Annotated in this window: 29 protein-coding genes and 1 pseudogene; 22 read left to right on the top strand and 8 right to left on the bottom strand. The window is 66.1% G+C overall.

Annotated features, from left to right (window positions below):
* Window positions 1-5: 5 nt before the first annotated feature.
* A complete protein-coding gene (locus F8S13_00740) occupies window positions 6-1,073 on the bottom strand; it encodes a leucine-rich repeat domain-containing protein (GenBank protein KAB8145646.1) in 1,068 nt (355 codons plus the stop codon).
* A gap of 111 nt (window positions 1,074-1,184) precedes the next feature.
* Complete coding sequence (locus F8S13_00735; protein KAB8145645.1) at window positions 1,185-1,733, bottom strand: hypothetical protein; 549 nt, start codon at window positions 1,731-1,733, stop codon at window positions 1,185-1,187.
* A gap of 371 nt (window positions 1,734-2,104) precedes the next feature.
* Here F8S13_00735 and F8S13_00730 point away from each other — a divergent pair, with 371 nt between their 5' ends.
* Together F8S13_00730 and F8S13_00725 are read left to right on the top strand one after the other, a co-directional pair.
* A complete protein-coding gene (locus F8S13_00730; protein ID KAB8145644.1) occupies window positions 2,105-3,271 on the top strand; it encodes a hypothetical protein in 1,167 nt (388 codons plus the stop codon).
* Between the two features lie 38 nt (window positions 3,272-3,309).
* Complete coding sequence (locus F8S13_00725; GenBank protein KAB8145643.1) at window positions 3,310-4,272, top strand: GAF domain-containing protein; 963 nt, start codon at window positions 3,310-3,312, stop codon at window positions 4,270-4,272.
* A gap of 61 nt (window positions 4,273-4,333) precedes the next feature.
* On the opposite strand, the gene F8S13_00720 is transcribed toward F8S13_00725, so the two are convergent.
* The 5 genes and pseudogenes from F8S13_00720 to F8S13_00700 form a co-directional block, all read right to left on the bottom strand.
* Entirely contained in the window at window positions 4,334-4,840 is a 507-nt protein-coding gene (locus tag F8S13_00720; protein KAB8145642.1) for a hypothetical protein, read from the bottom strand.
* 1 nt (window position 4,841) lies between these two features.
* Window positions 4,842-5,750: a hypothetical protein gene (locus tag F8S13_00715; protein ID KAB8145641.1), complete on the bottom strand. Its 909-nt coding sequence runs from the start codon at window positions 5,748-5,750 to the stop codon at window positions 4,842-4,844.
* A gap of 463 nt (window positions 5,751-6,213) precedes the next feature.
* Window positions 6,214-7,581 (bottom strand): annotated as a pseudogene (gene clcA / locus F8S13_00710) (H(+)/Cl(-) exchange transporter ClcA).
* A 162-nt stretch (window positions 7,582-7,743) separates the two neighbouring features.
* Window positions 7,744-8,376, bottom strand: a complete 633-nt coding sequence (locus tag F8S13_00705) for a LysE family translocator (GenBank protein ID KAB8145640.1) — start codon at window positions 8,374-8,376, stop codon at window positions 7,744-7,746.
* A gap of 40 nt (window positions 8,377-8,416) precedes the next feature.
* Window positions 8,417-8,992 carry a TetR/AcrR family transcriptional regulator gene (locus F8S13_00700; GenBank protein ID KAB8145639.1) on the bottom strand — a complete coding sequence of 192 codons (576 nt, stop codon included), beginning with the start codon at window positions 8,990-8,992 and terminating at the stop codon, window positions 8,417-8,419.
* A 94-nt stretch (window positions 8,993-9,086) separates the two neighbouring features.
* On the opposite strand from F8S13_00700, the gene F8S13_00695 reads away from it, so the two are divergent.
* From F8S13_00695 to F8S13_00600, 20 genes are all read left to right on the top strand, one after another.
* Window positions 9,087-9,809 (top strand): SDR family NAD(P)-dependent oxidoreductase, encoded by a 723-nt coding sequence (locus F8S13_00695; GenBank protein KAB8145638.1) that lies wholly within the window; start codon window positions 9,087-9,089, stop codon window positions 9,807-9,809.
* A 97-nt stretch (window positions 9,810-9,906) separates the two neighbouring features.
* Window positions 9,907-10,410, top strand: coding sequence for a hypothetical protein (locus F8S13_00690; GenBank protein KAB8145637.1), 504 nt, complete (start codon window positions 9,907-9,909; stop codon window positions 10,408-10,410).
* 17 nt (window positions 10,411-10,427) lie between these two features.
* Window positions 10,428-11,054: a hypothetical protein gene (locus tag F8S13_00685; protein ID KAB8145636.1), complete on the top strand. Its 627-nt coding sequence runs from the start codon at window positions 10,428-10,430 to the stop codon at window positions 11,052-11,054.
* A 290-nt stretch (window positions 11,055-11,344) separates the two neighbouring features.
* On the top strand, window positions 11,345-12,694 hold the full coding sequence (locus F8S13_00680; protein ID KAB8145635.1) for a GTP-binding protein: 1,350 nt from the start codon (window positions 11,345-11,347) through the stop codon (window positions 12,692-12,694).
* Entirely contained in the window at window positions 12,682-13,854 is a 1,173-nt protein-coding gene (locus F8S13_00675) for a WD40 repeat domain-containing protein (GenBank protein ID KAB8145634.1), read from the top strand. The genes F8S13_00680 and F8S13_00675 overlap by 13 nt, the downstream gene beginning before the upstream one ends.
* A 69-nt stretch (window positions 13,855-13,923) precedes the next feature.
* Window positions 13,924-14,319 (top strand): GTP-binding protein, encoded by a 396-nt coding sequence (locus F8S13_00670; GenBank protein ID KAB8145633.1) that lies wholly within the window; start codon window positions 13,924-13,926, stop codon window positions 14,317-14,319.
* Window positions 14,300-14,530, top strand: coding sequence for a zinc ribbon domain-containing protein (locus tag F8S13_00665; GenBank protein ID KAB8145632.1), 231 nt, complete (start codon window positions 14,300-14,302; stop codon window positions 14,528-14,530). Before F8S13_00670 ends, F8S13_00665 begins: the two co-directional genes overlap by 20 nt.
* The gene (locus tag F8S13_00660; GenBank protein KAB8145631.1) at window positions 14,494-15,564 is read left to right on the top strand and encodes a GTP-binding protein; all 1,071 of its coding nucleotides are present in this window, start codon (window positions 14,494-14,496) and stop codon (window positions 15,562-15,564) included. Before F8S13_00665 ends, F8S13_00660 begins: the two co-directional genes overlap by 37 nt.
* Window positions 15,408-16,058 carry a transcriptional repressor gene (locus F8S13_00655; GenBank protein KAB8145630.1) on the top strand — a complete coding sequence of 217 codons (651 nt, stop codon included), beginning with the start codon at window positions 15,408-15,410 and terminating at the stop codon, window positions 16,056-16,058. The genes F8S13_00660 and F8S13_00655 overlap by 157 nt, the downstream gene beginning before the upstream one ends.
* Window positions 15,967-16,632 carry a GNAT family N-acetyltransferase gene (locus F8S13_00650; GenBank protein KAB8145629.1) on the top strand — a complete coding sequence of 222 codons (666 nt, stop codon included), beginning with the start codon at window positions 15,967-15,969 and terminating at the stop codon, window positions 16,630-16,632. The genes F8S13_00655 and F8S13_00650 overlap by 92 nt, the downstream gene beginning before the upstream one ends.
* Window positions 16,629-17,273, top strand: coding sequence for a 4-vinyl reductase (locus F8S13_00645; protein KAB8145628.1), 645 nt, complete (start codon window positions 16,629-16,631; stop codon window positions 17,271-17,273). The genes F8S13_00650 and F8S13_00645 overlap by 4 nt, the downstream gene beginning before the upstream one ends.
* A gap of 2 nt (window positions 17,274-17,275) precedes the next feature.
* Window positions 17,276-18,238: a Crp/Fnr family transcriptional regulator gene (locus F8S13_00640; GenBank protein KAB8145627.1), complete on the top strand. Its 963-nt coding sequence runs from the start codon at window positions 17,276-17,278 to the stop codon at window positions 18,236-18,238.
* Between the two features lie 403 nt (window positions 18,239-18,641).
* Entirely contained in the window at window positions 18,642-19,160 is a 519-nt protein-coding gene (locus tag F8S13_00635; protein KAB8145626.1) for a DinB family protein, read from the top strand.
* A 203-nt stretch (window positions 19,161-19,363) separates the two neighbouring features.
* A complete protein-coding gene (locus tag F8S13_00630) occupies window positions 19,364-20,287 on the top strand; it encodes a hypothetical protein (GenBank protein ID KAB8145625.1) in 924 nt (307 codons plus the stop codon).
* Window positions 20,287-21,060: a metal ABC transporter ATP-binding protein gene (locus F8S13_00625; GenBank protein KAB8145624.1), complete on the top strand. Its 774-nt coding sequence runs from the start codon at window positions 20,287-20,289 to the stop codon at window positions 21,058-21,060. The genes F8S13_00630 and F8S13_00625 overlap by 1 nt, the downstream gene beginning before the upstream one ends.
* Window positions 21,057-21,899 (top strand): metal ABC transporter permease, encoded by an 843-nt coding sequence (locus tag F8S13_00620; GenBank protein ID KAB8145623.1) that lies wholly within the window; start codon window positions 21,057-21,059, stop codon window positions 21,897-21,899. The genes F8S13_00625 and F8S13_00620 overlap by 4 nt, the downstream gene beginning before the upstream one ends.
* A gap of 22 nt (window positions 21,900-21,921) precedes the next feature.
* Window positions 21,922-22,197, top strand: coding sequence for a 50S ribosomal protein L28 (gene rpmB, locus F8S13_00615; GenBank protein ID KAB8145622.1), 276 nt, complete (start codon window positions 21,922-21,924; stop codon window positions 22,195-22,197).
* Window positions 22,077-22,454, top strand: coding sequence for a 30S ribosomal protein S18 (rpsR, locus tag F8S13_00610; protein ID KAB8146069.1), 378 nt, complete (start codon window positions 22,077-22,079; stop codon window positions 22,452-22,454). The genes rpmB and rpsR overlap by 121 nt, the downstream gene beginning before the upstream one ends.
* A 24-nt stretch (window positions 22,455-22,478) precedes the next feature.
* On the top strand, window positions 22,479-22,712 hold the full coding sequence (locus F8S13_00605) for a hypothetical protein (protein ID KAB8145621.1): 234 nt from the start codon (window positions 22,479-22,481) through the stop codon (window positions 22,710-22,712).
* Between the two features lie 15 nt (window positions 22,713-22,727).
* Window positions 22,728-23,942 (top strand): GTP-binding protein, encoded by a 1,215-nt coding sequence (locus F8S13_00600; protein KAB8145620.1) that lies wholly within the window; start codon window positions 22,728-22,730, stop codon window positions 23,940-23,942.
* Window positions 23,943-24,093: 151 nt separating this feature from the next.
* Here the strand turns inward: F8S13_00600 and F8S13_00595 are convergent, their stop codons facing one another.
* A complete protein-coding gene (locus F8S13_00595; GenBank protein ID KAB8145619.1) occupies window positions 24,094-24,849 on the bottom strand; it encodes an SDR family NAD(P)-dependent oxidoreductase in 756 nt (251 codons plus the stop codon).
* Window positions 24,850-24,988: the final 139 nt, after the last annotated feature.

Below are 24,988 nucleotides of genomic sequence, written 5' to 3'. Positions count from 1 at the left end.
TCCGCCTAGTGGTAGCGAATGATCACCTGCGGGTGGCGGCGCATGAAAAGCGCGATCTGCTCGGGCGAGATCGAACGGTCGACGACCAGCCTGCGGATGCTGGGCAGCGTGAGCGCGGGCAGGTCGCCCACGGGGTTTTCGTTGATCCACAGCTCCTCAAGCGCGGGCGCACCGCTGAGCGGGGCGATCTGGCTGATCTGGCAGTGCGATAGCTCAAGGAATGAGAGCCTGGGCAGGCCGGAGAGCGGGGCCAGATCGCGCAGCTGGTTGCCGTACAGCGTGGCGAACTGCAGGCTGGCGATCTCGGCGAGCGGGGCTAGGTCGCTGATCTGTTCCTCGGTGCACCACAGATCGGTTAGGCTGCGCATCCCAGCTAGGGGCGCGAGGTCGCGGATGTTTCCATGGCTGATGCGCACCGTCCGCAGCCCGGTGAGATCGCGGATCGGCGCGAGGTCGTTGATCGAGTTCTCGTGAAGGTAGATATGGCGCAGCGCGGCGAGATCGGCCAGCGGCGCGAGGCTGCGCACCCCGCAGGCGATGGCGTCTAGCCTGCGCAGGCGGCGCAGGCCGCGCAGCGCGGCGAGGTCGTTGATCGGGTTCATCTGCAGGCTCAGATTTTCGAGCGATCGCAGCCGCGCCAGCGCCTCGATGTCACCAATTTGATTTCGGCCTAGGTGCAGATGGCGCAGGCGACTGCAGTTGCCCAGCGGCGCGAGGTAGGAGATACCCGCCTCGTAGAGCTCGGCGTGCTCAAGCATGGCCAGCTGCCCCAGCGGCGCGAGATCGCCCAGCGGCGTGTTTCGGCACACCAGCGTGCGCAGCGGCAGCCCCGCCAGCGGCGCGAGGTCGGCGAGGCCTGGGTTGTTGCTCAGGTTCAGCGCTGCCAGGTTGGGCAGCGTGCGCAGCGGCTCAAGCGAGCTGATCCCGGCCTTATTGCATGTGAGCCGCGTGATGCCGGGGATCTGGCCCAGCGCGGCGTCGCCCGGTTCGGCGTGCGGCCTGAGCCTGAGGGCCTTGCGAAACACGCGCCGCCATTCCTCGGGCAGGTTCTGCCACCATGATCGCATTGTCATTCTTTTCTCCAGACATGATATGGTTCAGCCCCCGCCACTTTCCGCTAAATATGCGCTAGAGCGGAGCTGCTGTGTTCCTTTTCTTCCCATGCCCCCTCCTCGTGCTCTGGGCTAGTAGGCCAGCGCCAGCAGCAGCCCCCACTCGCCGCGCGCGCGGATGTCGCGCAGCAGCGCCACCCAACTTTCAGCGTAGCCGATCAGGGTCTCGCAGGTGTTGATATAGGTGTCCTGCGGGCGCGGCAGCCAGGCCCGCTCGATCTCGACGCGCAGCGCTGGCCGCCACAGCGCGATCAGCTCGTCGGCTAGCGCCGGGCCGATGCTGTGGCTGAGGTCGGCAGCCTGCGGCGCCTGCTTGGGCGTGCTGCACATGGCCTGTTCGGCCCACTCATCGTCGCTCGCTATGCCGAAGGTCAGGCCGAACAGCCTGTCGGCCTGGGCGCGGGCATCGCCGGGCAGCGCGTGGCGGATGCTCGTATAGGCCTCGGCGGCATCAATGGCGACCTTCCAGTTGCTCTCGACGGCCTGCTCCTCGGCCAGCCAGCCCGCGCAGGCTGGCAGCAGCTCGCCCTGCTCATCGCTCCAGGTGTACCAGGGCGATGCGGCCAGCCTGCCGAGCTCGGCCCAGCGGATGCTGAAAAAATAGGCGTCGATCCGGGCCATAAGCCTCCCCTGATCGTATGGTTCGCTCTTGTTGGGTGAAAGTTCGTTTGGTATCTGCCTCGAATTTCTTCAAAGCAGATGTGATTGTGCCATAGATCTATCGCTCTAGCAATGATCGAGTTCCACATGTCATTCATCTTGTGAGGTGAGCTGGTGGCGGCGATGTGCGGTAGGTGTTGCATATTGCTCAGAGAGTATGAGGCATGATCGTACGGACGTGTTGTGGCAATCAGCAATCGCAATCAAGGCGTACCACATCTGCTGCTATTTTGTCCGCATCGGTGGAGCATGCTATGGCATAAATAGAAGGTGCGCCATGGTGCAGGGGCGGGGATCCAGCGGGTGGGCGCACGAACATAAAGGAGCAAGCTATGTCTCTGATCGCAGGCGCAGGTCTAAGCGCGATAGGCGACTCGCAGCGGGCCGGGGCGGCGGCCACCGAGCAGGCGCTCGCAGCGCTTGGCGGCGTGCCGCCCAAGCTGCTGATCGCCTTCACCACCGAGCAGCACGATCAGGCCAAGGCCGTGCGGGGCATCCGCGCCGCAGGCGGGGGCGCGCCTATGATCGGCTGCTGCAGCGGCGGCCTGATCACCGCCGAGGGGCACACGCCATCGGGCGTCGCTGTGCTGGCGCTCGGCGGCGAGCTAGAGGTGGCGCTCTCGATTGCCTCGGGCCTGAGCACCGCGCCCACCGCAAGCGGCGAGCAGGCCGCCGAGGCGCTTGAGCCGCTGCTGGCCTGCGCCGAGGGCCAGCACAACCTAGCGCTGATGTTTGCCGACGGCCTCACCGGCGCGATGGCCATGGACTCGGCGCTCTCGTCGATCAGCGCGGTGTTTGGGCCGCTCTGCCCCATCCTGGGCGGTGCGGCTGGCGATAACCTGAATTTTGGCCACACCTCGCTGTTCGCCAACGATGTGATCGAGAATGATGCGGTGGCGCTGGCCCTGCTGCGCACAGGTGCATCGCTGGGCTATGGCGTCCACCACGGCTGGAAGCCCACTGGGCGGCGGCTGGTGATCACCGCTAGCGAGGGCAACATCATCCACGAGTTTAACGGCAGGCCCGCCTTCGAAGTGTATCGGCAGCAGATCGCCCAGCTCGGCCATGCCGAGCAGCTTCACACCGTCTCCCGCTTCCACCCGATCGGCTTCCCGCAGATGGGCGGCGAGTACCTGGTGCGTCTGCCATTTGGCGTCACCGACCAGGGCGGCATCAAGTGCATCGGCGCGCTGCCCTCGCACGCGATCGCCCATATTATGGAGGGCGACCCTGGCTCGCTGGTGGAGGCCGCCACCGTGGCGGCGCAGCAGGCCATGCGCGGGGTCGAGGGTAAGCCTGTGGCGGCGCTGGTCTTCGACTGCGTGACGCGACCGCCGCTGCTGGGTGAGCGCAGCAGCGAGGAGCTTGCCCGCATCCGCGAGGTGGTTGGGCAGGATGTGCCGCTGGTGGGCATGTATAGCTTTGGCGAGTTCGCCTCGGCGGAGGGCGCGCCGAGCTTTCACAACAAGACGATTGTGGTCTGTGTGATCGGGCAGTAGGCTGATCGCACGCGGGCACGGTGAAGAAGCGAGGGAGCATGGAATCAGGTCTGTCGGCAGATCAATCCGCGCGCGAGCACGAGCTGGCGATCTTGTATGAGATCGCCTCGATCTCAAAATATGTCGATAGCCGCGAGCGCGTCTTCGAGCTGACGCTGGATAAGGCGTGTCGGCTGCTGGGATCGGAGATCGCGATCTTCTACGTGTTCGACGACGAGCAGGGCCTGCTGCGCGCGCGCGCGGCGCGCGGCGTGCGCATGAAGCACGTGGCCGCCAGCATGGCGCCGAGCGAGGGCGGCTTCGACCACATGGTCTCGGGCGCGTGCGACGATCTGCCGAACCCGCTGCTGCAGCAGTACCCGCTGCGCGCGGCGCTCAGCATCCCGCTGCGGCAGATGGGCAAGCTGCTGGGCTGGCTGTTTGTGGCCCGGCTGCGGCGCGGCAGCTTCGACGACTACGAGCAGGGCCTGTACATGGTGTTTGCCGAGCAGGTGGCCAGCGCGCTGCATATGACGCTGGCGTGGGAGCAGCAGCGCGCGCAGCAGGCGGCGCTCCAGCTTGCCAACGACCAGCTGGAGCACCTGGTGGCCGAGGCGACCGCCACCGCGCAGAAGCAGGATCAGCTGCTGCAGACCGTGCGCGCGCTCTCCACGCCGGTGCTCAACATCGACGCGCACATCCTGCTGCTGCCGCTGATCGGCCTGATCGACGCGGCGCGGGCCGCGCTGATCCAGCAGCGGCTGCTGGAGGAGATCGCCGAGCACCACGCCCGCGTGGCGATCATCGACATCAGCGGGGTGGCGGTGATGGATGCGCAGGTGGTGTCGCTGCTGATGCAGACGGCCAAGGCCGTGCAGCTGCTGGGGGCCACGGTTCTGATGTGCGGGATCGCGCCCGAGGTGGCGCAGTCGATGGTGGGGCTGTCGGATGGCTTCCAGATCACCACTACACACGATCTGCATAGCGCCATCCGCATGTCGTTTCGGATCGCTGGGCGCTAGCCAGGGGCGCGAGGCAGCAGAAAGCGGCCCCCGCAGTGGGGGCCGCTTTCTGTGTAGGCTGCTAGCTGTCGAGCTGGCGGGCCAGCCGGGTGCTCGTCGCACCGTTGCCGCCGCTGATCACGTAGCGGCAGTCGAGGTCGGCGCTGGCCAGATCGCTCAGCAGGCGCTGGCGCAGGCTGGCGTCGGGCAGGGCGCGCACCTCGGCCAGCAGCTCGTCGATCTGCTGGGCTAGCCGCTCGGCCTCGGGGAGGGCCTGCTGGGCGGGCTGCTCGCCGCGCGCCACGGGCAGGGCCATGGCCACAGCCTGGCGCACTAGCTTATCGGCCTGGCGGCGGGTGAGGGTCTGCTGGATGCTCGCCACCCGCTGGTCGGGCGGCTGCCCCTGGGTGGCGCTGGCCAGATCGTCGATGCCGATCTGCACCACGTCGGCGGGGTCGGCCTGCGCGCCATCCAGCCACAAGTCTATCAGCGCGTGAAGCGCCTGCTCGCCTGCCTTACGCTGCTCGCCCTCGGTGCCCTCCAGCAGGGCCTCGGCTGCCTGGCGATGGTATGCGCTGTGATCGTTCATGCTACTTTGTCTTCTCCTTGGCCGCATCGTCCTTCTTGGGCTTCAGCAGCGCCTTGGCGTCTTCCCAGCGCGTGTCCTGCATGGCCTTCTTGAAGTTGGCCCAGGTTCCGCTGCACTTCTTCTCCATATCCTCCTGCAGCGGTTTGACCGCACCTTTAAAGTAGGCGTTCAGGATCAGCTCCTCGCCCACCACGCCGACCAGCGCCTGCACCACGCCTTCTTGGTCGGGGTAGCTGTGCGATGCGGTGTAGCCTGCGGCGGTGACGGCCTTGATCGTCAGGTACTCGGTGGTGCCCTCGTTCAGCTCGGACCCCGCGAAGGGCGTCCAGTCTTTGTTGGCGTTGTTGTGCAGCATCTCGTGCGGCACCACGTCGACCGAGCCGACGTTTTTATTGATATAGTTGGTGCCTTTGTGGGCGAAGCCCTCAAGGTTGCCGAATTTCGTGGCGACATATTTATCCCAGGCGTAGGCTGTCTTGCCGTAGATCTTGTCGTAGGCGGCCTGGAATGCGGCCTGCTCAAGCACTTCGACCTTGCCGCCAGTGATGGTGGTGTAGCTGCCGTAGGATGTGGTGAGGATCTCGACCGACTTGGCCTTGTCGATCATAGAGGGCGCACTTTTGTCGCCGGTGGCGGGCGCGAGGTTGGGCGCTTCGATGGCCTCGGCCTGCTGCTCGGCGGGGGCAGGGGCGGCCTTCTCGCCAGGCGAGCCGTTCTCCCGGGCCATCAGCTCTTGCCCCTCGCTGGCGGCGGTGGGGGCCTGGGCGCTTTCCTCGCCGCGCAGGTTGACCTTGCGGAAGTCAAGCGTGGGGGTCTGGGTGGCTCCGCCGCCGCCCCAGCCGAGCTGCTCCTCGGTGGCGACCGGGGCTGGCTCCTCTTTGCGGCGGGGAACTCGTACAGGCTCGCTCATGGCTTCTCCTCATCGATGCGCGGCTGCGGCGCGTCTGTCGGCTGGCGTATCAGTGCCTAATAAATTCATCATAGCACGGGCGCTGGCCTCATTCAAGACATAAGAGAGCGACCACTGCCGATATCTTTGCTCTTCTGAGCGCCAACAGCACGCATATGGAAAAGAACGTATCAAGCTGTTTTTTTATCGCGATACGCTGTTTATTTTATGCCTCGCAGCCGCGCCGCAGCGCCTCCACCCCGCCCTCGGCCTCGGGGCCGACCACGGCGGTGATGCGCATGTGGGGTACCAGGCGGGTGCGCGCGGTGGGCACATGCTCGCGGCCATCCTCCACGCAGCGCACGATGATGCAGCCGGGCGGCAGCCCCAGGTCGCGGATCTGCCTGCCCGCAAAGGGCGACCCCGGCTCGACCTCTCGCTCGACCACCACCGGCTCGCGGTGCGGGCTGGCGCTGCCGCCGCGCCGCAGGTCGCGCTCCAGCAGCGCTTCGTACACTGGTAGGTCGCGCAGGTACTCGGCCACAGCGTATGCGCAGAAGCAGCTCACCAGCAGGGGCAGCATCTGGCTGTAGCTGCCGGTCATCTCCATGATCAGCACGATGCCGGTGAGCGGCGCGCGCACGATGCCGGTGAAGTAGGCGGCCATGCCCACCACTGCGAACACGCCCGGCTGCGGCACGGCCTCGGGGGCAACCATATGCGCCAGCTGCCCAACGGCCAGCCCGAGCAGCGCGCCCAGCACCAGCAGCGGCGCGAAGATGCCGCCCGGCGCGCCCGTGCTGTAGCTGCCCATGGTGAGGGCGAAGCGCAGTAGGAACCACAGCGGCAGCGCGGCCAGCGCCACATTGCCCTCTAGCACCAGCTCGGTGAGCGTGTGGCCGCCGCCTACGCCCATGGGGGTGAACCAGGCCACCAGCCCCACCAGCGCGCCAACGATGGCGGCGTAGGCCAGCCCTGCGCCACGCCCCCTGCCCTGGAGCAGCGCGCTCAGGTCGAGCGTGCGCAGCAGCACGCGGTTGAACACCACGCCCATGCCGCCTGCGATCACGCCCAGCGCGGCGAAGGCTGGCAGCGCGGCGAGCGGGGCCACCGGGTAGGCCGGCACGCTGAACACCGGCTGCTGGCCCGCCGCCAGCCGCGCCAGGATGTCGGCCACGGCGGCGGCGACAAAGGCCGCTCCCAGGACGATGGGCCGGAAGTCGCGCTGCACCTCTTCTAGCACGAACAGCACGCCCGAGAGTGGGGCGTTGAAGGCCGCCGCTAGGCCCGCGCCCGCGCCCGCCGCCATCAGCGTGCGGCGCTCCTGGGCGGGCGATCTGAGCAGGCTGGCCACCGCGTCGCCTGCCGCGCCGCCCATCTGCACCGTCGGCCCCTCGCGGCCCAGCACCATGCCCGCGCCGATGGCCAGGGTGCCGCCCGCCAGCTTCACCGGCAGCACGCGCCGCCAGTCGAGCGTGCGCAGGCGGTGCAGCACCGCCTCTAGGTGGGGGATGCCGCTGCCGCTGGCCTCGGGGGCGTAGCGCCGCACCATGTAGACCGCCGCCACAGCACCGAGCGCGCCAAACAGCATGGGGAAGATCCAGCCGACCGTGGGCATGGTGTGCGCCCATGTGAGCAGCGCCGCGCGCACGTCGTCGCCGCCCGCCAGCAGCCAGCGGAAGACCACCGCGACCGCGCCAGCGGCCAGGCCCACCAGCGCGGCGCGCGGGAACACCTGCCGCCGCAGTGCGCTGGCGGCGAGGTACTCCTGAAGCTCGGATTGGGCCTGCTCGCTGGGGTTGTTCTCGTTTGCCTGCTCGTTGGGGTTAAGAGATTCTGCTTGATTCTGCATGGGGCTTCGATTGTGCCTCGCTTGCTAGCTGTTGCCGCCCCCAGTATAGCGCGGCGGCAGGCAAGATTGTGCGCCGCACGCTATTCAATTTTATCTGCGCTTTTGTGTCTTTGTGGTAGGTGTCTTGTCTCTTCCCTTGGAGTCTCGGTGGTGAAAGATGTGCTACTCAACCGCCAGCCGCAGCCCGAATCCGATCAGCACCACGCTGGTGATGGCCTCCAGCCGCCGCTGGACGGCGGGCCTGCGCAGCAGCGCGCGGAACTGGCCGAACAGCAGCACGATCAGCGAGAGCCACGCGGTGTTGAGCGCGGCGTGGATGCCGCCCAGCAGCAGCGCCTGCGGCAGCATGGGGCGGGCCAGATCGAGAAACTGCGGCAGGAAGGCCAGGTAGAAGATCGCGACCTTGGGGTTGCACACGTTGGTAAGCAGCCCATTCAGGTAGGCCGAGCGCAGCGGGCTGGGGCGGGCTGGGGCTTTCTCCTCGGCAGACTGGGCGGGCGCGCCGCGCAGCGCGTGGAGCAGCGACTGCACGCCCAGCACGATCAGGTAGCCCGCGCCCACCCACTTCACCACGGTGAAAGCCATGGCCGACTGCACCAGGATGACCGACAAGCCCAGCGCAGAGAGCGCGGCGTGGAAGAACAGCCCCGAGCTGATGCCCAGCGTGGTGAGGATGCCCGCCCGCCGCCCGCCCGCGAGCACGCTGCGGATGGTGAGCATGGTGTCGGCCCCCGGCGTGATGGTGAGCAGCGCAACGATGCTGATGAAGGCCAGGATGTGCGGGTCGATAGGCATGGGGTATCCTTTCCTGGCGTTTGGAGCCGATAGAGTGTGGCTAGGGCTGGGCGGCGCGCATGCCGTCCAAGAGCAGCGCGAGGTGGCGCTCCCAGTGCTGCTTGGCGCTTGGCTCGTCGCTGCGGATCAGCATGCCGTTGGTCCAGAAGATGAAGAACAGATCCTCCACCGAGAAGTCAGCGCGCAGCACGCCATGTGCGTGCGCGCTTGCGATCAGGGCATCCCCATAGGCCATGGTCTTGCTGCACGCCGCTACAAGATGGATGGCCTGGGGGTAGATCTGCGCGATGGCATCATTCAGCGCGCGGTTTGCCCATTGCAGCTCGCTGACCTGCTGGATGTAGCAGACCAGCTTTTCCCATGGGTCGGTGTGCGCCTCAACCTCGCGGAAGATGATGGCGAAGTGGGCTTGTGCGAGATCAGGAAGCACCGCGTCGATCAGGGCCTCGCGGCTGCCGAAGCGATTGTAGAGCGTTCCGGTGCTGACGCCTGCGCGCTGGGCGATCAGCTCCAGCGGTACATTCAGCCCATGCGCTTGGAAGGCCTCGGTCGCCGCCTGCTTGAGCTTTTCGAGGTTGCGCAGGGCATCCTGCCGTAGTTTTGGTGGTGCGTCCATGGTGCCTGTGTATAAGTTGACACTAGCATCAACTTATAGTACTGTTTTCAATAAGTTGATGCTAGTGTCAACTTTGTAAACGGAGGCCATTTCTATGACAAAAACAATCGCTATCTTTGGCGCAGGCCTTGGGCTAGGCACTGCGGTGGCCCGCCGCTTTGGGCGCGAGGGCTACCAGGTGGCGCTGGTGGCGCGGCGGCCCGAGCCGCTGGCCGCCCTGAAGGCCACGCTCGCGGCGGAGGGCATCGAGGCCGAGGCCTTCCCCGCCGATCTCTCGCGCCCGCAGGACATGGCCGGGCTGGTGGAGTCCATCCGCGCGCGCTTTGGTCGGATCGATATCCTTGAGTACGCGCCGATCAGCACGGCCCCGTTCATCCCCGCCGCGTCGCTGACATCGCAGCAGCTGGCCGACAAGCTCAATCTGCACGCGCTGACCCTGATTGAGCTTGTGCAGATTATTCTACCAGAGATGATCGCCCGTGGCGACGGTGCCATCCTGGTGGGCCAAGGCTCCACGGCGGTGCAGGGCAGGCCATATATGAGCGGCTTCGGGCCGGCCATGGCGGCGGCGCGCAACTATAGCTACTCGCTGCACGGCGAGCTTGCGCCCAAGGGCATCTACGCAGGCGCGCTGACGGTCTCGGGGCTGATCGCGGGGAGCGAGGGCCACCAGATGATCACCTCGGGTGCGGTGAAGGTCGATCTGCCCAATGGCGCGACCCTGACCACCATCGACCCCAACGACCTGGCCGAGATCTACTGGGATATGCTCGCCAAGCGCGATCGGGTGGAGGTTATCCACCCGCCGCTGGGGTGATGTGCGTCGCCCTCGTGTGTCATTTCTTGGGTCACGCTGCGCGTATGCTATTGTGGCTGAGATGGCGTGGCGATGCTTTATCGAAAGTGGGGCAATAATGGGCATAGATATCTGCCTGAATATGACGATGCAGCCGATAGGGATGCAGGATCTGAGCCGATCGCAGACTATTCGATCTGCTATGACAGATATCTATGTCATAATGGGAAAATTGCAGTCTCAATTAGCACCGCTCTTTTATTTTTCGCTCTGGTCAGCAGATGAGGATTTTTCGCTAGATGCGCTTTGCTGTGAGCTAAGCCATCAGTTTTCTCCGCTGTGCGCGGTATGGCATGGAGATCATGCTGGCATCTATGGCTATAGCATATATCATAATGGGATATGTAGCCTGATCCAAGAAGATGATCATCCAATGCGCGGCTTAAATCATATATTTGGCGATGAATGGGTGATTCCAGAGGAGATTCTTGATCTTATTGATGATCATCTCGTATGCTACCACCTCAAGGTAGATGGCTCGTATCTGCCTTTGCCGAAAGATATGCTGTACAAGCTGCTTGAGGGAGATCTGGCGGCGGAGCCAGCCTTCCCCTTTAGCTGAGATAGAGGCTGGATGTCATGTTGATCGAGCGGATTCGGCGCTGGCTTGGCGTCCGGCATAAAGGCGATGGGCATGCCGACACACGCGATCTGGTTGAGGCTGGCTGGGTGCTGACCCGCCCGTGCGTCGAGCTGTACGAGGCGTCGGTGGGCGATCCGGCGGTGGCTCTTTGGGGCGGGGCGGGGGCTGTTGCCGCGCCACCAGGGCCATATCGCCATGTGATCAGCCTCGACTGCGTGGCGCTGGCGCTCCCGCAGCGCGGCTGGCTGAGTGTGTATGTCGACACGCAGTCGTGCGGCGGCGGTATTGTTGCGCAGGGGGTTGCGCCGCGCCCCGATGCGGGCGGTGTGGCACTCTGCGGTATGCCTGCCCGCTCGTTCCCGCCTGCCGAGGCACTGGGGCGCGATCTTTCGCCCCAAGAGGAGCGGGCCTATGCGCGCGCCTATGCCGATCTTTGCCCGCTCTACCGCGATACCGCTCCGGTGGCGGTGGTGGGCGGCTGGCACTTTCCCTGGCCCGATGGGGACTGGGAGGATTTTGCCAGCGCGGCGTTGCTGGTGTGGACATTTCGCGATGCCGAGCCGTGGGTGGAGGCATGGGCCTTGCCCGATGGGCGCTTTCAGGTCTGCCAGCGAATAACGTAGCTTTGGGATGATGCCGCAGCTTTTATTGAGATGGTATGTCACTTTTTGAGGCGCACCATCTTTTTTTTATTGAGCTGCGATCTCGCTTCGCGATAGCCGTACCCCAATACAGCCAAGGCTGGGGCGGCAAACTGGTTTTCCCCTTCGTGTTTTCGAGGTTATTGGTTCCCCTTGGAGTCCTGGTGGTGAAGAATCTTGACGAAACCCAGTCTTAATGATACATTGTCTAAACATTAATTGGTACGTTGTATCATTTAAGAATATGCTCTTGGCATGGAGAGGAGCGAGGGGTGACTGCTACAGCTTCAGCGCGCGTGCCGGTGACGGTGCTCACCGGCTTCCTTGGGTCGGGCAAGACCACGCTGCTCAACCGCATTTTGTCCGAGCAGCACGGCAAGCGCATCGCCGTGATCGAGAACGAGTTTGGCGAGGTGGGCGTCGACCAGGATCTGGTGATCAACGCCGAGGAAGAGGTCTTCGAGATGAACAACGGCTGCATCTGCTGCACCGTGCGCGGCGACCTCATCCGCATCCTGGGCAACCTGATGAAGCGCCGCGACAAGTTCGACTACATCCTGATCGAGACCACCGGCATGGCCGACCCCGGCCCGGTGGCGCAGACCTTCTTTGTCGACGACGAGATGCAGCAGAAGCTCCAGCTCGACGGCATTGTGACGCTGGTGGATGCCAAGCACATCAGCATGCACATCGACGACAGCGATGAGGCCCAGGAGCAGATCGCCTTCGCCGATGTGATCGTGCTCAACAAGATCGACCTCGTCACCCCCGCCGAGCTGGCCGCCGTCGAGGCGCGCATCGCCCAGATCAACAGCGCGGCCAAGATCTACCGCGCCGAGAACGCCCAGATCGACCTCGACAAGGTGCTGCACGTGGGCGGCTTCAACCTCGACCGCGCGATGGATGTGGACCCGCAGTTTATGGAGCCGGAGTACCCCTTCGAGTGGGGCGGCGCGTACCTGCTGGAGCCGGGCCGCTACGAGCTGCGCCTGCCCGTGCCCGCCGAGCCGGCCATGCAGCTGGTGGCCCTGCCGCTCCAAGGCGCGACGCCCGCCGACCTAGAGTCGGCGCAGATGGACGCGGTGCTGGCCTTCTCCGACAGCGAGCGCGAGCTGGCCCAGGGCGGTGCGATCCGCCCCGGCAAGCAGCTCTACCAGCTGCTGGTGGGTGAGGGCGCGGCCAGCTTCACGCTGGAGATCGCCAGCGCTGGGGCCTACGCCCTCTTTACCGAGCACCACCCCGACGAGTTCGACGCCGCGCTGCTGCGCGAGGGCGAGCCGCTGGCCCCCGCGCACAGCCACGCCTACAAGCCCGACCACGAGCACGACGAGGCGGTTAGCTCGGTGGGCATCACGCTGGGCGGCGACCTGGATGCCGACCGGCTGAACCGCTGGCTGGGCGACCTGCTGCGCACCCAGGGGCCGGACATTTTCCGCATGAAGGGCGTGCTGAGCATCAAGGGCCAGCCGCGCCGATTTGTGTTCCAGGGCGTGCATATGCTGTTCGACGGCAGGCCCGACCGCGAGTGGGGCGGCGAGCCGCGCGCCAACAAGCTGATCTTCATCGGGCGGAACCTGGACCGCGCGGCGCTGAACGAGGGGTTTGTGGCATGTTTGGCATAAGCGAGTCGCGGCGAGGCGCGGCCAGCCTGCGCGCCCAGTGGCAGGCCACGATTGACGACCACGTCAGCGCGCTGGCTTTCTCGCCCGATGGCGCGCTGCTGGCGGTGGCCGATGTGAACGGCCCGATCACGCTGCTGCGTGCGGCGGATGGCGCGGTGGCGCACACGCTGCGCGGCCACGGCTTCGGCACACTGGCGCTGGCCTGGTGCCCCGATGGGCGCGGGCTGCTGGCCAGCGCCGGTCAGGATGGCATGATTCGCCTGTGGGACAGCGCAAGCGGCGCGGAGCTGGCGGCCATGCCAGGTGGCGCGGCCTGGGTCGAGCGGCTGGCATGGAGCGTGCCGCAGCGCAGCGCAGCTCGCACCCCGCGCGGGTGCAGCGCCGCCCCCGAGGCGGCGGCCAGCGAACCATACACGCCGCTGTTGGCTTCTGCCGCTGGCCGCAAGCTGCGGGTGTGGGATGCCCAGGGCCAGCTGGTGCGCGAGTACCCCGACCACGCCAACACCATCTCGGGCCTGGCTTGGATGCCGGTGTGGGGCCGCCCCGCCGCAGGCACGTCGGGCGCGTCGGCGCTGCCGACGGGTAACTTTCCCATCCTGACCTCGGCCACCTATGGGAATATCGCATTCTGGCAGCCTGCGAGCGATGAGGCGCTGGGCCGCTTTTCTTGGAAAGGATCCATCCTAACTATCGCGTGGAGCCCTGATGGTAGCTTTATCGCCACGGGCGATCAGGATGCCACCGTGCACTTCTGGGTGGCCAAGACCGGCCAGGATCTGCAGATGTGGGGCTACCCCAGCAAGGTGCGTGAGCTGGCCTGGGATGCTTCCAGCCGCTATCTGGCCACTGGCGGCGCGCATACGGTGACGGTGTGGGACTGCGCGGGCAAGGGGCCGGAGGGCAGCCGCCCGCTTCAGCTGGCCGCGCACGAGGACATGGTGAGCGCGCTGGATTTCCAGCGGCGCGGTGGCCTGCTGGCCTCGGGTGGCGAGGATGGGCTGGTGGCGGTGTGGCATGTGGGCAAGGGCCGCCGCCCGCTGGCCCAGCTTGGCGGCGGCAGCGCGGTGGCCCAGCTCGCCTGGTCGCCGGATGACCGCTGGCTGGCGGTGGGCCGCGCCGATGGTACGGTGGCGCTGTATGCCGCGCCTGCGGAGCGCTGATTGCAGCCGTCGATCATAGCGCTGCTGGGCGTATCGGTTATTTTAAAAGAACGTTCAGCCGCCGAAACTGTGCGCTTACTCCAGCGAAGCGGGCGCACGGTCGAGGTGCTCGACAACGCCGACCGCCCGCTGCCCGACCTGGGCGCACCCGTGGTGCGGCTGCGCGGCGGCTGCGTGTGCTGCGGCATCGCCAGCGAGCTGCTGCGGGCCATCCGCGCCGCGCGGGCCGACGTGGCCCTGCTGGTCGCGCCCGCCGCCGCCGACCCCGAGCTGCTGGCCACGCTGCTCGATGGCATGCGTGTCGCGGGTCGGGCGGTGCTCTCGGTGGCGCTGCTGGATGCTTCCACCGCACTGCGCCTGCCGCACCTGGATGCCAAGCTGCGGCTGCACGCCGATGTCGCACTTCCCAACGATGTGCCCGCCGCAGTGTGGGAAAGGCTGATAGATGCCGTACTATGTGTATAGCTGCCCCGAGTGCGAGATCGAGCTGGAGGAGCGCCGCCCGATGGAGCTGGCTGACATGCCCACGGTCTGCCCGATCTGCCACGGCTTCTGTGTGCGCGAGGTGAGCCGCTTCAGCATCGGCGCTGGGGCGCGCGCCCAGGGCAGCCCCGCCGAGCCGCAGAGCGCGGGGCGGGTATGGCACGGCGGCGGCTGCAGCTGCTGCCGCTGGTGATGAGGAGAATGTGGATGGATATCCCAACGCTTCCGGCCCCTGTGCCGGTGATGGTGCTGACCGGCTTTCTGGGTGCGGGTAAGACTACGCTGCTCAACCAGCTGCTGCGCGCCGACCACGGGCTGCGCGTGGCCGTGCTGGTGAATGATTTCGGCAGCATCAATGTGGACACGCAGCTGGTGGTGGAGGTGGAGGATGGCGCGGTGAGCCTGGCCAACGGCTGCATCTGCTGCACGCTGCGCGATGACATGCTGGATGTGGTGCTGCAGGTGCTGCGCCGCCCTACCCCGCCTGACTATATCGTGATCGAGGCCAGCGGCATCTCCGACCCGCTGGCCATCGCGCTGACCTTCCGCATGCCCGAGCTGCGCGGCGTGCTGATGCTTGACAGCGTGGTGGCGGTGGTGGATGCCGAGCAGGTGGATGCCCGCCATGGCTACGAGGCCACGGTGATCGATCAGGTGTCCGCCGCCGACATCGTGGTGCTGAATAAGATGGATCTGGTGGGCGAGGATCGGCGCGGCTTCCTCTACACCTGGGTGCGCCAGATCGTGCCGCGCGCCCGCATTTTGGAGTCGACGTTTGGCCGGGTGCCGCTGGAGTTCGTGATGGGCGCGGGCAAGCACCGCATCGCGCTTGATGCGATGGCGATTGATGGACATAATCATGAGCATGATCATGACCACGCCCAGCAGTTTGGCACGTGGAGCTACACATCCGAAACACCGCTGGTGCTGGCCCGCCTGCGCGAGGTGCTGGGCGCGCTGCCGGTGTCGATCTACCGTGGCAAGGGACTGGTTGCCCTGGCCGACGCGCCGGAGCGGCGGGTGATCTTCCACCTGGTTGGGCGGCGGGTCTCGCTGGTGGTGGGCGAGCCGTGGGGCGCGGAGCCGCCGCGCACGCAGCTGGTGCTGATCGGCACGCCCGACGGGGTGGATGCGGCCACACTGGAGCGCAGCTTCGCCGCCTGCCACGAGGGCGCACCAGCCAGCCCGGCGCAGCCCGCCTACGAGTGGGTGCGGGCGCAACCGTGAGCGCCCCCGCCGCAGCGATCTGGCGCGATGGCGTGGAGCGGGCACTGCTGGAGAGCGGCCACCGCTCGACCACACCGCGTCGCTCGGTGATCGCCTGGATCGCCCAGCGCGATGCGCCGTTCTCTGCCGAGGATGCGGTCGCGGCGCTGGGCGGCCAGCCTGAGCGCTGCAGCCGCCCGACGATCTACCGCACCATCGAGTGGCTGCGCGAGCGCGGCTGGATCGGCAGGCTGCACCACGCGCCCAACGACTATGTGCGCATGCTGCCGGGCCACAGCCACTGCGTGATCTGCACGGTATGCGGGGTCGCCACCCTGCTCGACGGCTGCTCGGTCGAGCGGGCTTTGGCCGACACGCTGGCGGCGCTTGATTTCGCGGTGCAGGGCCACGTGCTGGAGATCTATGGCCGATGTGGCACATGCCGAGCGGAGGATCACAGACATGACTCAGACCCTAACCGAAAAGCTGGACATCCGCAGCGCCGCGCCCGCTGACTCGTGGGCTGTGCAGCTGCTGTTCGGGCGGCTGCACGCTTTCAATGCCGCGCTCGACCCGCGCTTTGCCCTGGCCGAGGGCTGGCAGGATGTGCTCGACGAGCATCTGGCCCACCTGCATGCCGCAGGCCACGGCCTCACGCTGCTGGCCTGGCGCGAGGGCGATCCGGTTGGCCTGCTGATGATGGACGGCCACACCGACTCGCCGTTGTTCCGCCACCGCCACTGGGCCGAGCTGCTGGCGCTGTATGTGGAGCCGGAGCTGCGCGGCCACGATCTGGCGCGGCGGCTGATGTCGCTGGGAGCGAGCTGGGCGCACGGGCGCGGCTACGAGCGCATCCAGCTCTATGTGACCGCATCGAATCTTCCCGCCCGCCGCTTCTACCGCCGCATGGGCTTCGCGCCCGTGCAGGAGATCTGGCGCGCCGAGCTTGGGGCCGCACCCGCGCCGCCACCCGAGGACGCCGACTGCGAGGCGATCTACGCGGCGGGGCACGATCTGATCGCGCCGCACCCCCACGCGCTCGGCATCGATGGCGTATCCTGCGAACCCCAGAACCCAGAAAGCCTATGACTAATACCGAAACCCTAGACACCAGCGCGCCGCGCTTCTACCCCAACCTGATCGGTCGGCTCTACCTGCTGAGCCTAGAGGATGTGATGGGCCGCAACGGCGTCAGCGCGCTGCTGAATCTGGCGGGCACCAAACACCTGATCGGCAACTACCCGCCTGCCAATCTCAAGCGCGAGTTTCCGTTCGCCGACCTGTCCGCGATCTCGCAGGCCACGCACGTGATGTATGGCGCACGCGGGGCCAGGGGCATGGAGCTGCGGGCCGGGCGCTACGCCTTCAACCTGGGCCTGAAGGAGTTCGGGCCGCTGCTGGGCATGGCCGACCTTGCGCTCAAGCTGATGCCGCTGACCATGAAGCTGAAGATCGCGCTCAACGCCACCGCGCAGACCTTCGACCGTTTCAGCGACCAGCCGACCCACGTGGAGGAGCAGCGCGGCCAGTTTGTCTACACCATCGACGCATGCCCGATCTGCTGGGGCCGCACCACCGAGCGGCCCTCGGGCGCGCTGGCCCAGGGTATTTTGGAAGAGGCGCTCACCTGGGTTACGGGCGGGCGCAGCTTCCCAATCGAGCAGACCGCCTGCCAGGGCAACGGCTGCGAGAAGTGCGCCTTCGCTATCGCCAAGGAGCCAAAGGACTAGCCATGGCCGATCTGCTGATCGTCGGGCGCGAGCTGCCCGACTACGAGACGCTGCAGGCGATCCACCGCGAGGGCTACCGCCTGCGGATCGAGCCAAGCGTGCTGGCCAGCGTCTGCGGCGGCGATGCCGTGGTGCTGCTGGCGCTGGATGAGGCCGCCGCGCTACCGCGCATGGGTCACGCGCTCGCGGGGCGCGGCATTCCCTGGATCGGCTGGAACACCGCCGACGACCCCGCGCTGATGCTGGCGGCCTACGCGGCGGGGGCCAGGATGGTGCTGCCCGCCGCCCTGCGCGGCGAGGTTCTGATCCAGTGCGTCCAGATGGCCTGCGGCCAGCCCGCACCTGCACACATGCCGCACCGCCACGGCCAGCGCCGCAGCTACCGCCGAGGCGAGCCTATCGACCTGGGCGATGATGAGGTGGCCGAGGTGCTAGATGGCGTGGTCGCCCAGTGTATGCTGCACAGCGATGGCAGCGAGGTGCTGATGGGCCTAGCCGGGCCTGGGCAGCTGCTGGTGGGCCACCCCGACGACGCCTGCTGCCTTCAGCTCTATGCCCACACAAATACGATGGTGTTCAGCCGCCGATGGGAAGATGCCGCCTCGACCCCGGACTTCCCCGAGCTGCTGCGCGAGCGCATCCGCAGCCTGGAGGGCTGGGGCGCGATGCAGGCCCGCCAGCATCTCGACCAGCGCATCCTGGGCGTGCTCTCGGTGCTGGCCGAGCAGTTTGGCAGGGCGCACCCGCAGGGCACGCTGGTGGATGTGCGCGTCACCCACGCCCAGCTGGCCTCGGCGGTGGGCGCGACCCGCTCGACGGTGACGCGGCTGCTGAGCGACATGCGGCAGCGCGGCGAGCTGGCCTCGGCGGGCGCGGGCGACGGCGAGCGCCACATCCTGCGCCGCTGGGAGCACATGGGCCACACCCACCGCCACAGGCGCGCGCTGGATGCGGCGGCAGATTAGGGGCTATCCGTTCTTGATCGGCAGAATGGGTTGCCACCAAAAATCTAAGATACCAAGAAGAACATACGCAGGAGATTTCTCTGATTGTGTGTTTAAAAATGACATAGGTAAAACGTTGGGGTATCCTGCATATAGCTCATTTGCTGCGTTTCTTTTGTACCCACTATAGTCAAGTAGCTGATGTGGTGCGCTATAGCCCTACCGCTGGCTCTTAGCGCACCACATATCGCTGAAGTCTGCCCCGCTGCGTCGGTCTATTCCCCCTACTTTCTCACACAACTGATTGTTTTCGGCAAGAACGTTACACATTCCATGAATGGTGCTATAATAAGAACATATGTTTTCACCTCAAGGCAAGGTCAGGACGCCTCTATTGACGCGGAATCTTCTCAAGGGGGACAGCATGGACATATCACAGCTGAAATCGAGTGTAGAGCACGCGGCGCTGCTTGACTATCTCAATGCTCAGCGGCATCACGCATTGGGTATACTCGACGGTCTTGATGATCGAGCACTACGACAACCAATGCTGCCATCGGGATGGACATGCCTTGGGCTGATACAGCACCTTACCATCGACGTAGAGCGGTTTTGGTTTGGTGCCGTTATTGCTGGTGATGCACATGTGATTGATCAGCTGACCCCTGGTGCCAACGCATGGCAGGTTGGGGCCGATGTGCCCAGCAAGGCAATCTTCGATGCCTACCAGCAAGCGATTGAGCGCGCCAACATAATTATCTCTGCAACCCCTCTGGACGCTGCACCGGCTTGGTGGCCGAATCAACTTTTTGGAACGTGGCGGCTGGAAACGGTTCGTGAGGTCATTCTGCATGTCATGACCGAAACTGCAACGCATGCTGGCCACTTGGATAGCGTGCGCGAGCTTATAGATGGCAGGTACTGGCTCGTATTAAACCCATAACCAGCGTTTTACGCTTGATTTGCGGTACAAGCACACGGATAAATATTCATCATGACCAAAAAGCCCCATGCCAGATTGAGCTGGCGTGGGGCTTTTTGGTGCGAAAAAGCACATCCCCTCTGGTGCGATCTGGCACAGCGCACGGTGCGGCGCGGGGGTACCATCTACGCTTGGTAGAGCCAAGTGTAGAAAGAAGATCTCCTATGTCCTACGCCCGAATCACCCGCGCCGCGCTGACGGCGCTTGCGCTGCTGGCCCTGTCCGCCTGCGGCGCTTCCACGGCTGCTCCGACAGCCGCCAAGCCCACCGTGGTCGCCACCACCACCCAGCTTGAGGATGTGCTGGCCGTGATCGGCGGCGAGCGCATCGCCGTGGTCGGCCTGGTGCCGCGCAACGGCGACCCCCACGAGTTCGAGCCGACCCCCGAGCACGCCAAGCAGATCGCGGCATCGCAGGCGGTGTTCAAGAACGGCGCGGGGCTAGAGGGATGGATCGACGAGCTGGTGGCCAACGCTGGCGGCGAGCGCCCGATCTTCGACACCACCAAGGGTCTCGCGCTCAGCACCATCGGCAGCGCCTTCGAGGAGGGCGGCGAGACCGACCCGCACGTGTGGTTCGACCCCACGCTGATGCAGGGCGTGGTCGACAATGTGGCGGCTGGCCTCAGGCAGATCGACCCCGGCGGCGCGGCGACCTTCGACGCCAACGCCGCCGCCTACAAACAGCAGCTCGCCGAGCTGGATGCCTACGCCAAGCAGACGCTGGCCAGCATCCCCGCCGAGCGCCGCAAGCTGGTGACGGCGCACGACGCCATGGGCTACTTCGCCAAGCGCTACGGCTTCGAGGTGGTGGGCGCAGTCATCCCCAGCGTCAGCACCGAGGCCGCGGACACGTCGGCCAAGCAGCTGGCCGAGCTGGTGGAGAAGATCAAGGCCGCTGGCGTGCCTGCGGTGTTCGCCGAGGCATCCAACAACCCCAAGTTTGTCGAGCAGCTTGGCGCAGAGGCGGGCGTGAAGGTGGTGGAGGATCTGTACGTCGACTCGCTCGGCGCGAAGGGCAGCGAGGCCGACACCTACCTGAAGTTCTTCCGCGCCGATGTCGACAAGATCACGGCGGCGCTGAAGTGATGCGCCAGACCGCCATCGCTATCGAGGGGGCCAGCGTGCGCTACCCCGGCGCGCGCGCCGAGGCCCTGTGCGACGCCAGCCTGACGGTGGGCGCGGGCAGCCGCGTGGCCCTGATCGGCCCCAACGGCGCGGGCAAATCGACCCTGCTCAAGGCCGTGGTCGGCCTGCTGCCGCTGGCGCGGGGCAGCGTCCAGATCTTCGGTGGGCCAGCGCGGGATGCCCGCCAGCGCGTGGCCTACGTGCCGCAGCGCAGCAATGTGGACTGGAGCTTCCCGATCAGCGCTGGCGATCTGGCGCTGATGGGCCGCGATGTGTTCATCCGCTGGCCGCGCCGCCCTAGCGCTGCCGACCGCGCCCTGGCCGAGCGGGCGCTGGATGCTGTGGGCATGGCCGATCTGGCCCAGCGCCACATCGCCGACCTGTCTGGCGGCCAGCAGCAGCGCGTGTTCCTGGCCCGCGCCCTGGCTCAGCAGGCCGACCTGCTGTTGCTCGACGAGCCGTTCGTGGGCATCGACACCGCCACCGAGCGCGTGATCTTCGGCGTGCTCGATAGGCTGCGCGACGAGGGCCGCACCGTGGTGGTCGCCACCCACGACCTAACGAGTTTGGTGCGCCACTTCGACCGCGCCGCGCTGATCCACCACACCGTTGTGGCCTCGGGAAGCCCGGCCCAGGTGCTCCAGCCCGATCTGCTGGCCGGGGCCTACGGTGGCCCGCTGGCACTGTTCCACGGGCTCGGCGCGGCCCATCAGCATGCGGAGTGCGCGCTATGACATGGCTGCTTGAGCCGCTCTCCTACAGCTTCTTCGAGCGTGGCCTGCTGGTGGGCGTGCTGCTGGGCTGTATCTGCGGGGCCATCGGCTGCTTTGTGGTGCTGCGCGGCATGGCCTTCATCGGCGACGCGCTCTCGCACGCGGTGCTGCCCGGCGTGGTGCTGGCCTACCTGGGCGGCGCGAGCATCGTGCTCGGCGCGTTCGCGGCGGGCATGGTCACAGCGGCGCTGATCAGCGCGATCAGCCGCACTGGCCAGGTGAAGGAGGACACGGCCATCGGCATCGTGTTCACCGGCGCGTTTGCGCTGGGCATCGTGCTGATCAGCCGCGTGCAGGGCTACATGCGCGATCTGTCGCACTTTCTGTTTGGCAACATCTTGGGCATCGCCCCCACCGACGTGGTGGTGACAGCGGCGACCGCGCTGGTGGTGCTGGCAGCGCTGGCGCTGTGGTACCGCCCGCTGCTGATCAGCTCGTTCGACCCAACCCACGCCCAGGTGATCGGCGTGCGGCTGGGCGCGCTGCACATGGGCCTGCTGGCGCTGCTGGCGCTCACCATCGTAGTGGGCATCCAGGCCGTGGGCGTGGTGCTGATCGCGGCCCTGCTGATCACGCCTGCCGCCACCGCCCGCCTGCTGACCGATCGGCTGGGGCGCATGGTCGGCCTGGCCATGCTGCTGGGCAGCGGCGCGGCGCTGGTGGGGCTGTACACCTCGTACTATCTGGGCATCGCCTCGGGTGGCGCGGTGGTGCTCACCAGCACGCTGGGCTTTGTGGTGGCGCTGGTGTGCGCGCCCCAGCGCGGCCTGATCGCCCGCTGGCGCTTCGCAAAGAGCTAACCTGATCGAGAGGAGAATCTTCATGGCCACATGTATGCTCACCGGCAAGCGCCCGGTGTTCGGGCGAAGCATCCAGCACCAGGGCGGCGGCGGCTGGTTTCGCCGCGCCCCCAAGACCAACCGTCTCTTTAAGCCGAACGTCCACCGCCACCGTCTCTACGTGCCCGAGTGGGGCCGCTGGGTGGTGCTGAAGCTCTCCGCCAAGGCGCTGCGCACCATCGAGAAGAAGGGCGTGCTCCAGGCCTTCCGCGACGAGGGCCTCGATCTGGCCCAGGTGCTGCGCGAGGCCCGCTCGTGAGCGCGGGCAGAGGCGGGGCGCGCGCCGAGAAGCCACACGTCGGGCGGCGTTTTACCGCCAAAAAGGTGGACGAGTTCGTGAAGCTCGGCATCGAGCCGAACTATAAAGATGTGGCGCGGCTGCGCAAATACCTCAACGCCCAGGGCAAGATCTTGCCGCGCCGCCGCACAGGCCTAACCGCCCGCACGCAGCGCCGCCTCGCTGTGGCGATCAAGCGCACCCGCCACCTGGCCCTACTGCCCTTTGTGGGCGGCTAGCATACACAGAAAAGGAGGCCCCGTGTGGCCGAGAAGAAGTCGAAGACCGACGTGACCGCCCGCGACAAGAGCGGACGCGAGATCTGCCGCAGCTGCACCCACTGCGGGCGCGCGATCACCAACGACCGCGAGCTGATGGTGGTGATGGATGGACGACGCAGCAACAAGACCTACTACCGCCGCGACTGCTGGCAGCGCCTGCTCTCGCCCGATAGCGAGCCGAGCACCACTGGTGCTGGCGCATGCCCATTGACATAAATTATGAACACCCCTATGAACAAGCTACCTGTCACCGTGCTCTCCGGCTTCCTTGGCTCGGGCAAGACCACGCTGCTCAACCATATCCTCAGCAATCGCGAGGGCCTGCGCGTCGCCGTGATCGTGAACGACATGAGCGAGGTCAATATCGACGCCCAGCTGGTGCGCGGCGGCAGCGCCCAGCTCAGCCGTGTGGATGAGCAGCTGGTGGCCATGAGCAACGGCTGCATCTGCTGCACGCTGCGCGAGGATCTGCTGGTGGAGGTGGGAAGGCTGGCCCGCGAGGGCCGCTTCGACTACCTGCTGATCGAGGCCACCGGCATCGCCGAGCCGCTGCCTATCGCCGAGACCTTCACGTTTGAGGATGAGCTGGGCCGCTGCCTGGGCGACATCGCCCAGCTCGATACCATGGTCACGGTGATCGACGCCCGTAACTTCCTCGACGACTACAACTCGACCGAGGAGCTGCGCGAGCGCACGGCGGCGATGAGCGATCAGGACGAGCGCACGATCGCCGATCTGCTGATCGATCAGATCGAGTTCGCCAACATCATCGTGATCAACAAGGTCGATCAGGTCGAGCGCGAGGAGATCGCCCGCCTGAACGCCATGCTCCACGCGCTGAACCCTGGGGCTACGATCATGCACAGTACGTTCGGGCAGGTGCCGCCACGGCTGCTGCTGAACACCGGCATGTTCGACTTCGCCGAGGCCGAGCAGCAGCCCGGCTGGCTGCGCGAGCTGCGCGGCGAGCGCCAGCCCGAGACCGAGGAGTACGGCATCGGCTCGTTTGCCTACCGCGCGCGGCGGCCCTTCCACCCCCAGCGCTTCTGGGAGTGCGTCAGCGAGCAGCTCGGCGCGGTCATCCGCTCCAAGGGCATCTTCTGGCTGGCCACCCGCCCCGAGGTGGTGGGCGTGTGGTCGCAGGCGGGCGTGCTGGCCCGCGCCGAGCCGGGCGGCCTGTGGTGGGCCGCTACCCCGCGCGACGCGTGGCCAGAGGATCCCGACGAGCGCGCCGAGATCGAGGCCGAATGGCGCGAGCCGTGGGGCGATAGGCGGCAGGAGCTGGTGTTTATCGGCCAGGGGCTGGACCGCGAGCGCATCACCGCGCTGCTCGATGCATGCCTGCTGACCGATGCCGAGCTTGCAGGTGGCCAGCTTGCCTGGCAGGCGCTCGAAGACCCGTTTGGTAGCTGGCAGATTGTGGAGCTGGACGAGCAAGAGTATTAAATTTACATATCGTTCAGTCGCCACAACTATTCAACACAAAACAGCCGATTAGCACTAATCGGCTGTTTTGTGTTGTCGGCGCAAAGGCAGAGCAAAGCCACGCTCTCGTGCCAAAGTGGGCTACATTAGGCTATTGAAGGAGAATGCGGAGCTACCAGGGGATGGTCGCGTTTTCCCAGCCGGTGAAGGTGTTACCCGGCGCGTCCGGCCCCAGCAGCGCCACGCGCACCACCTCGCGCGCACCCTGCTCGATCGGCTCGGTGCCCTCAAAGCCGTTGAGCGCGGTTTTGGTGAAGCCCGGCGAGACCAGCCGCACCTTGATGCTGCTCGACTCTAGCTCGATCATCATGGCCAGCGTGATGGCGTTGAGCGCGGTCTTGGATGCGGGGTAGACCGGGCTGAACATCGTGCGGTAGGGGAACGATGGGTTGGCATTCATCGTAAGCGAGCCGACGCCGCTGGAAACGTTGACAATACTGGCGCTCGGGGCAGCGCGCAGCAGCGGCAGCATGGCCTGGTAGACCGCCAGCACGCCAAATACGTTGGTCTCCCATACCGCCCGCACCTCGTCGAGCGGCACATTGCTGGCGAGGCTGATCTTGGCATATTCCTCAAGCGTTATCTCGCGCTTCTGCGTGTTCGAGATCGCCGCGTTCTGCACCAGCAGATCCAGCCGTCCAAACTCGCGGCGGATGTAGTCTGCCGCTGCGGCGATCGAGACTGGATCGGTCACATCCAGCTGAAGCGCGATCGCGCCATCGCCGATCTCTCGCGCCGCTGCCTCGCCCCGCGCCAGGTTGCGCGACCCGACCAGCACGGTCATGCCGTGGGCCACCAGCTGGCTGGCGACATGAAGCCCGATTCCTTGATTTGCCCCGGTGACCAGGGCGATACGTTTGGTTTCCATCGTGGTGCCTCCTTTAAATTCTGCCGGTCAGTGGCTAATACCGCATTGTAGTGCTACAATAACGATATGTGGAACCGCGTTCCTTTTAAAATGGAACGTCGTTCCGTATGTTTGCTATTATATGGAACATTGTTCCGTT

It is taken from the genome of Chloroflexia bacterium SDU3-3 (assembly GCA_009268125.1).
GTDB lineage: Bacteria > Chloroflexota > Chloroflexia > Chloroflexales > Roseiflexaceae > SDU3-3.
Note: the sequence above shows the minus strand (reverse complement) of the source record. Positions and strands in the feature narration are given on the sequence as shown.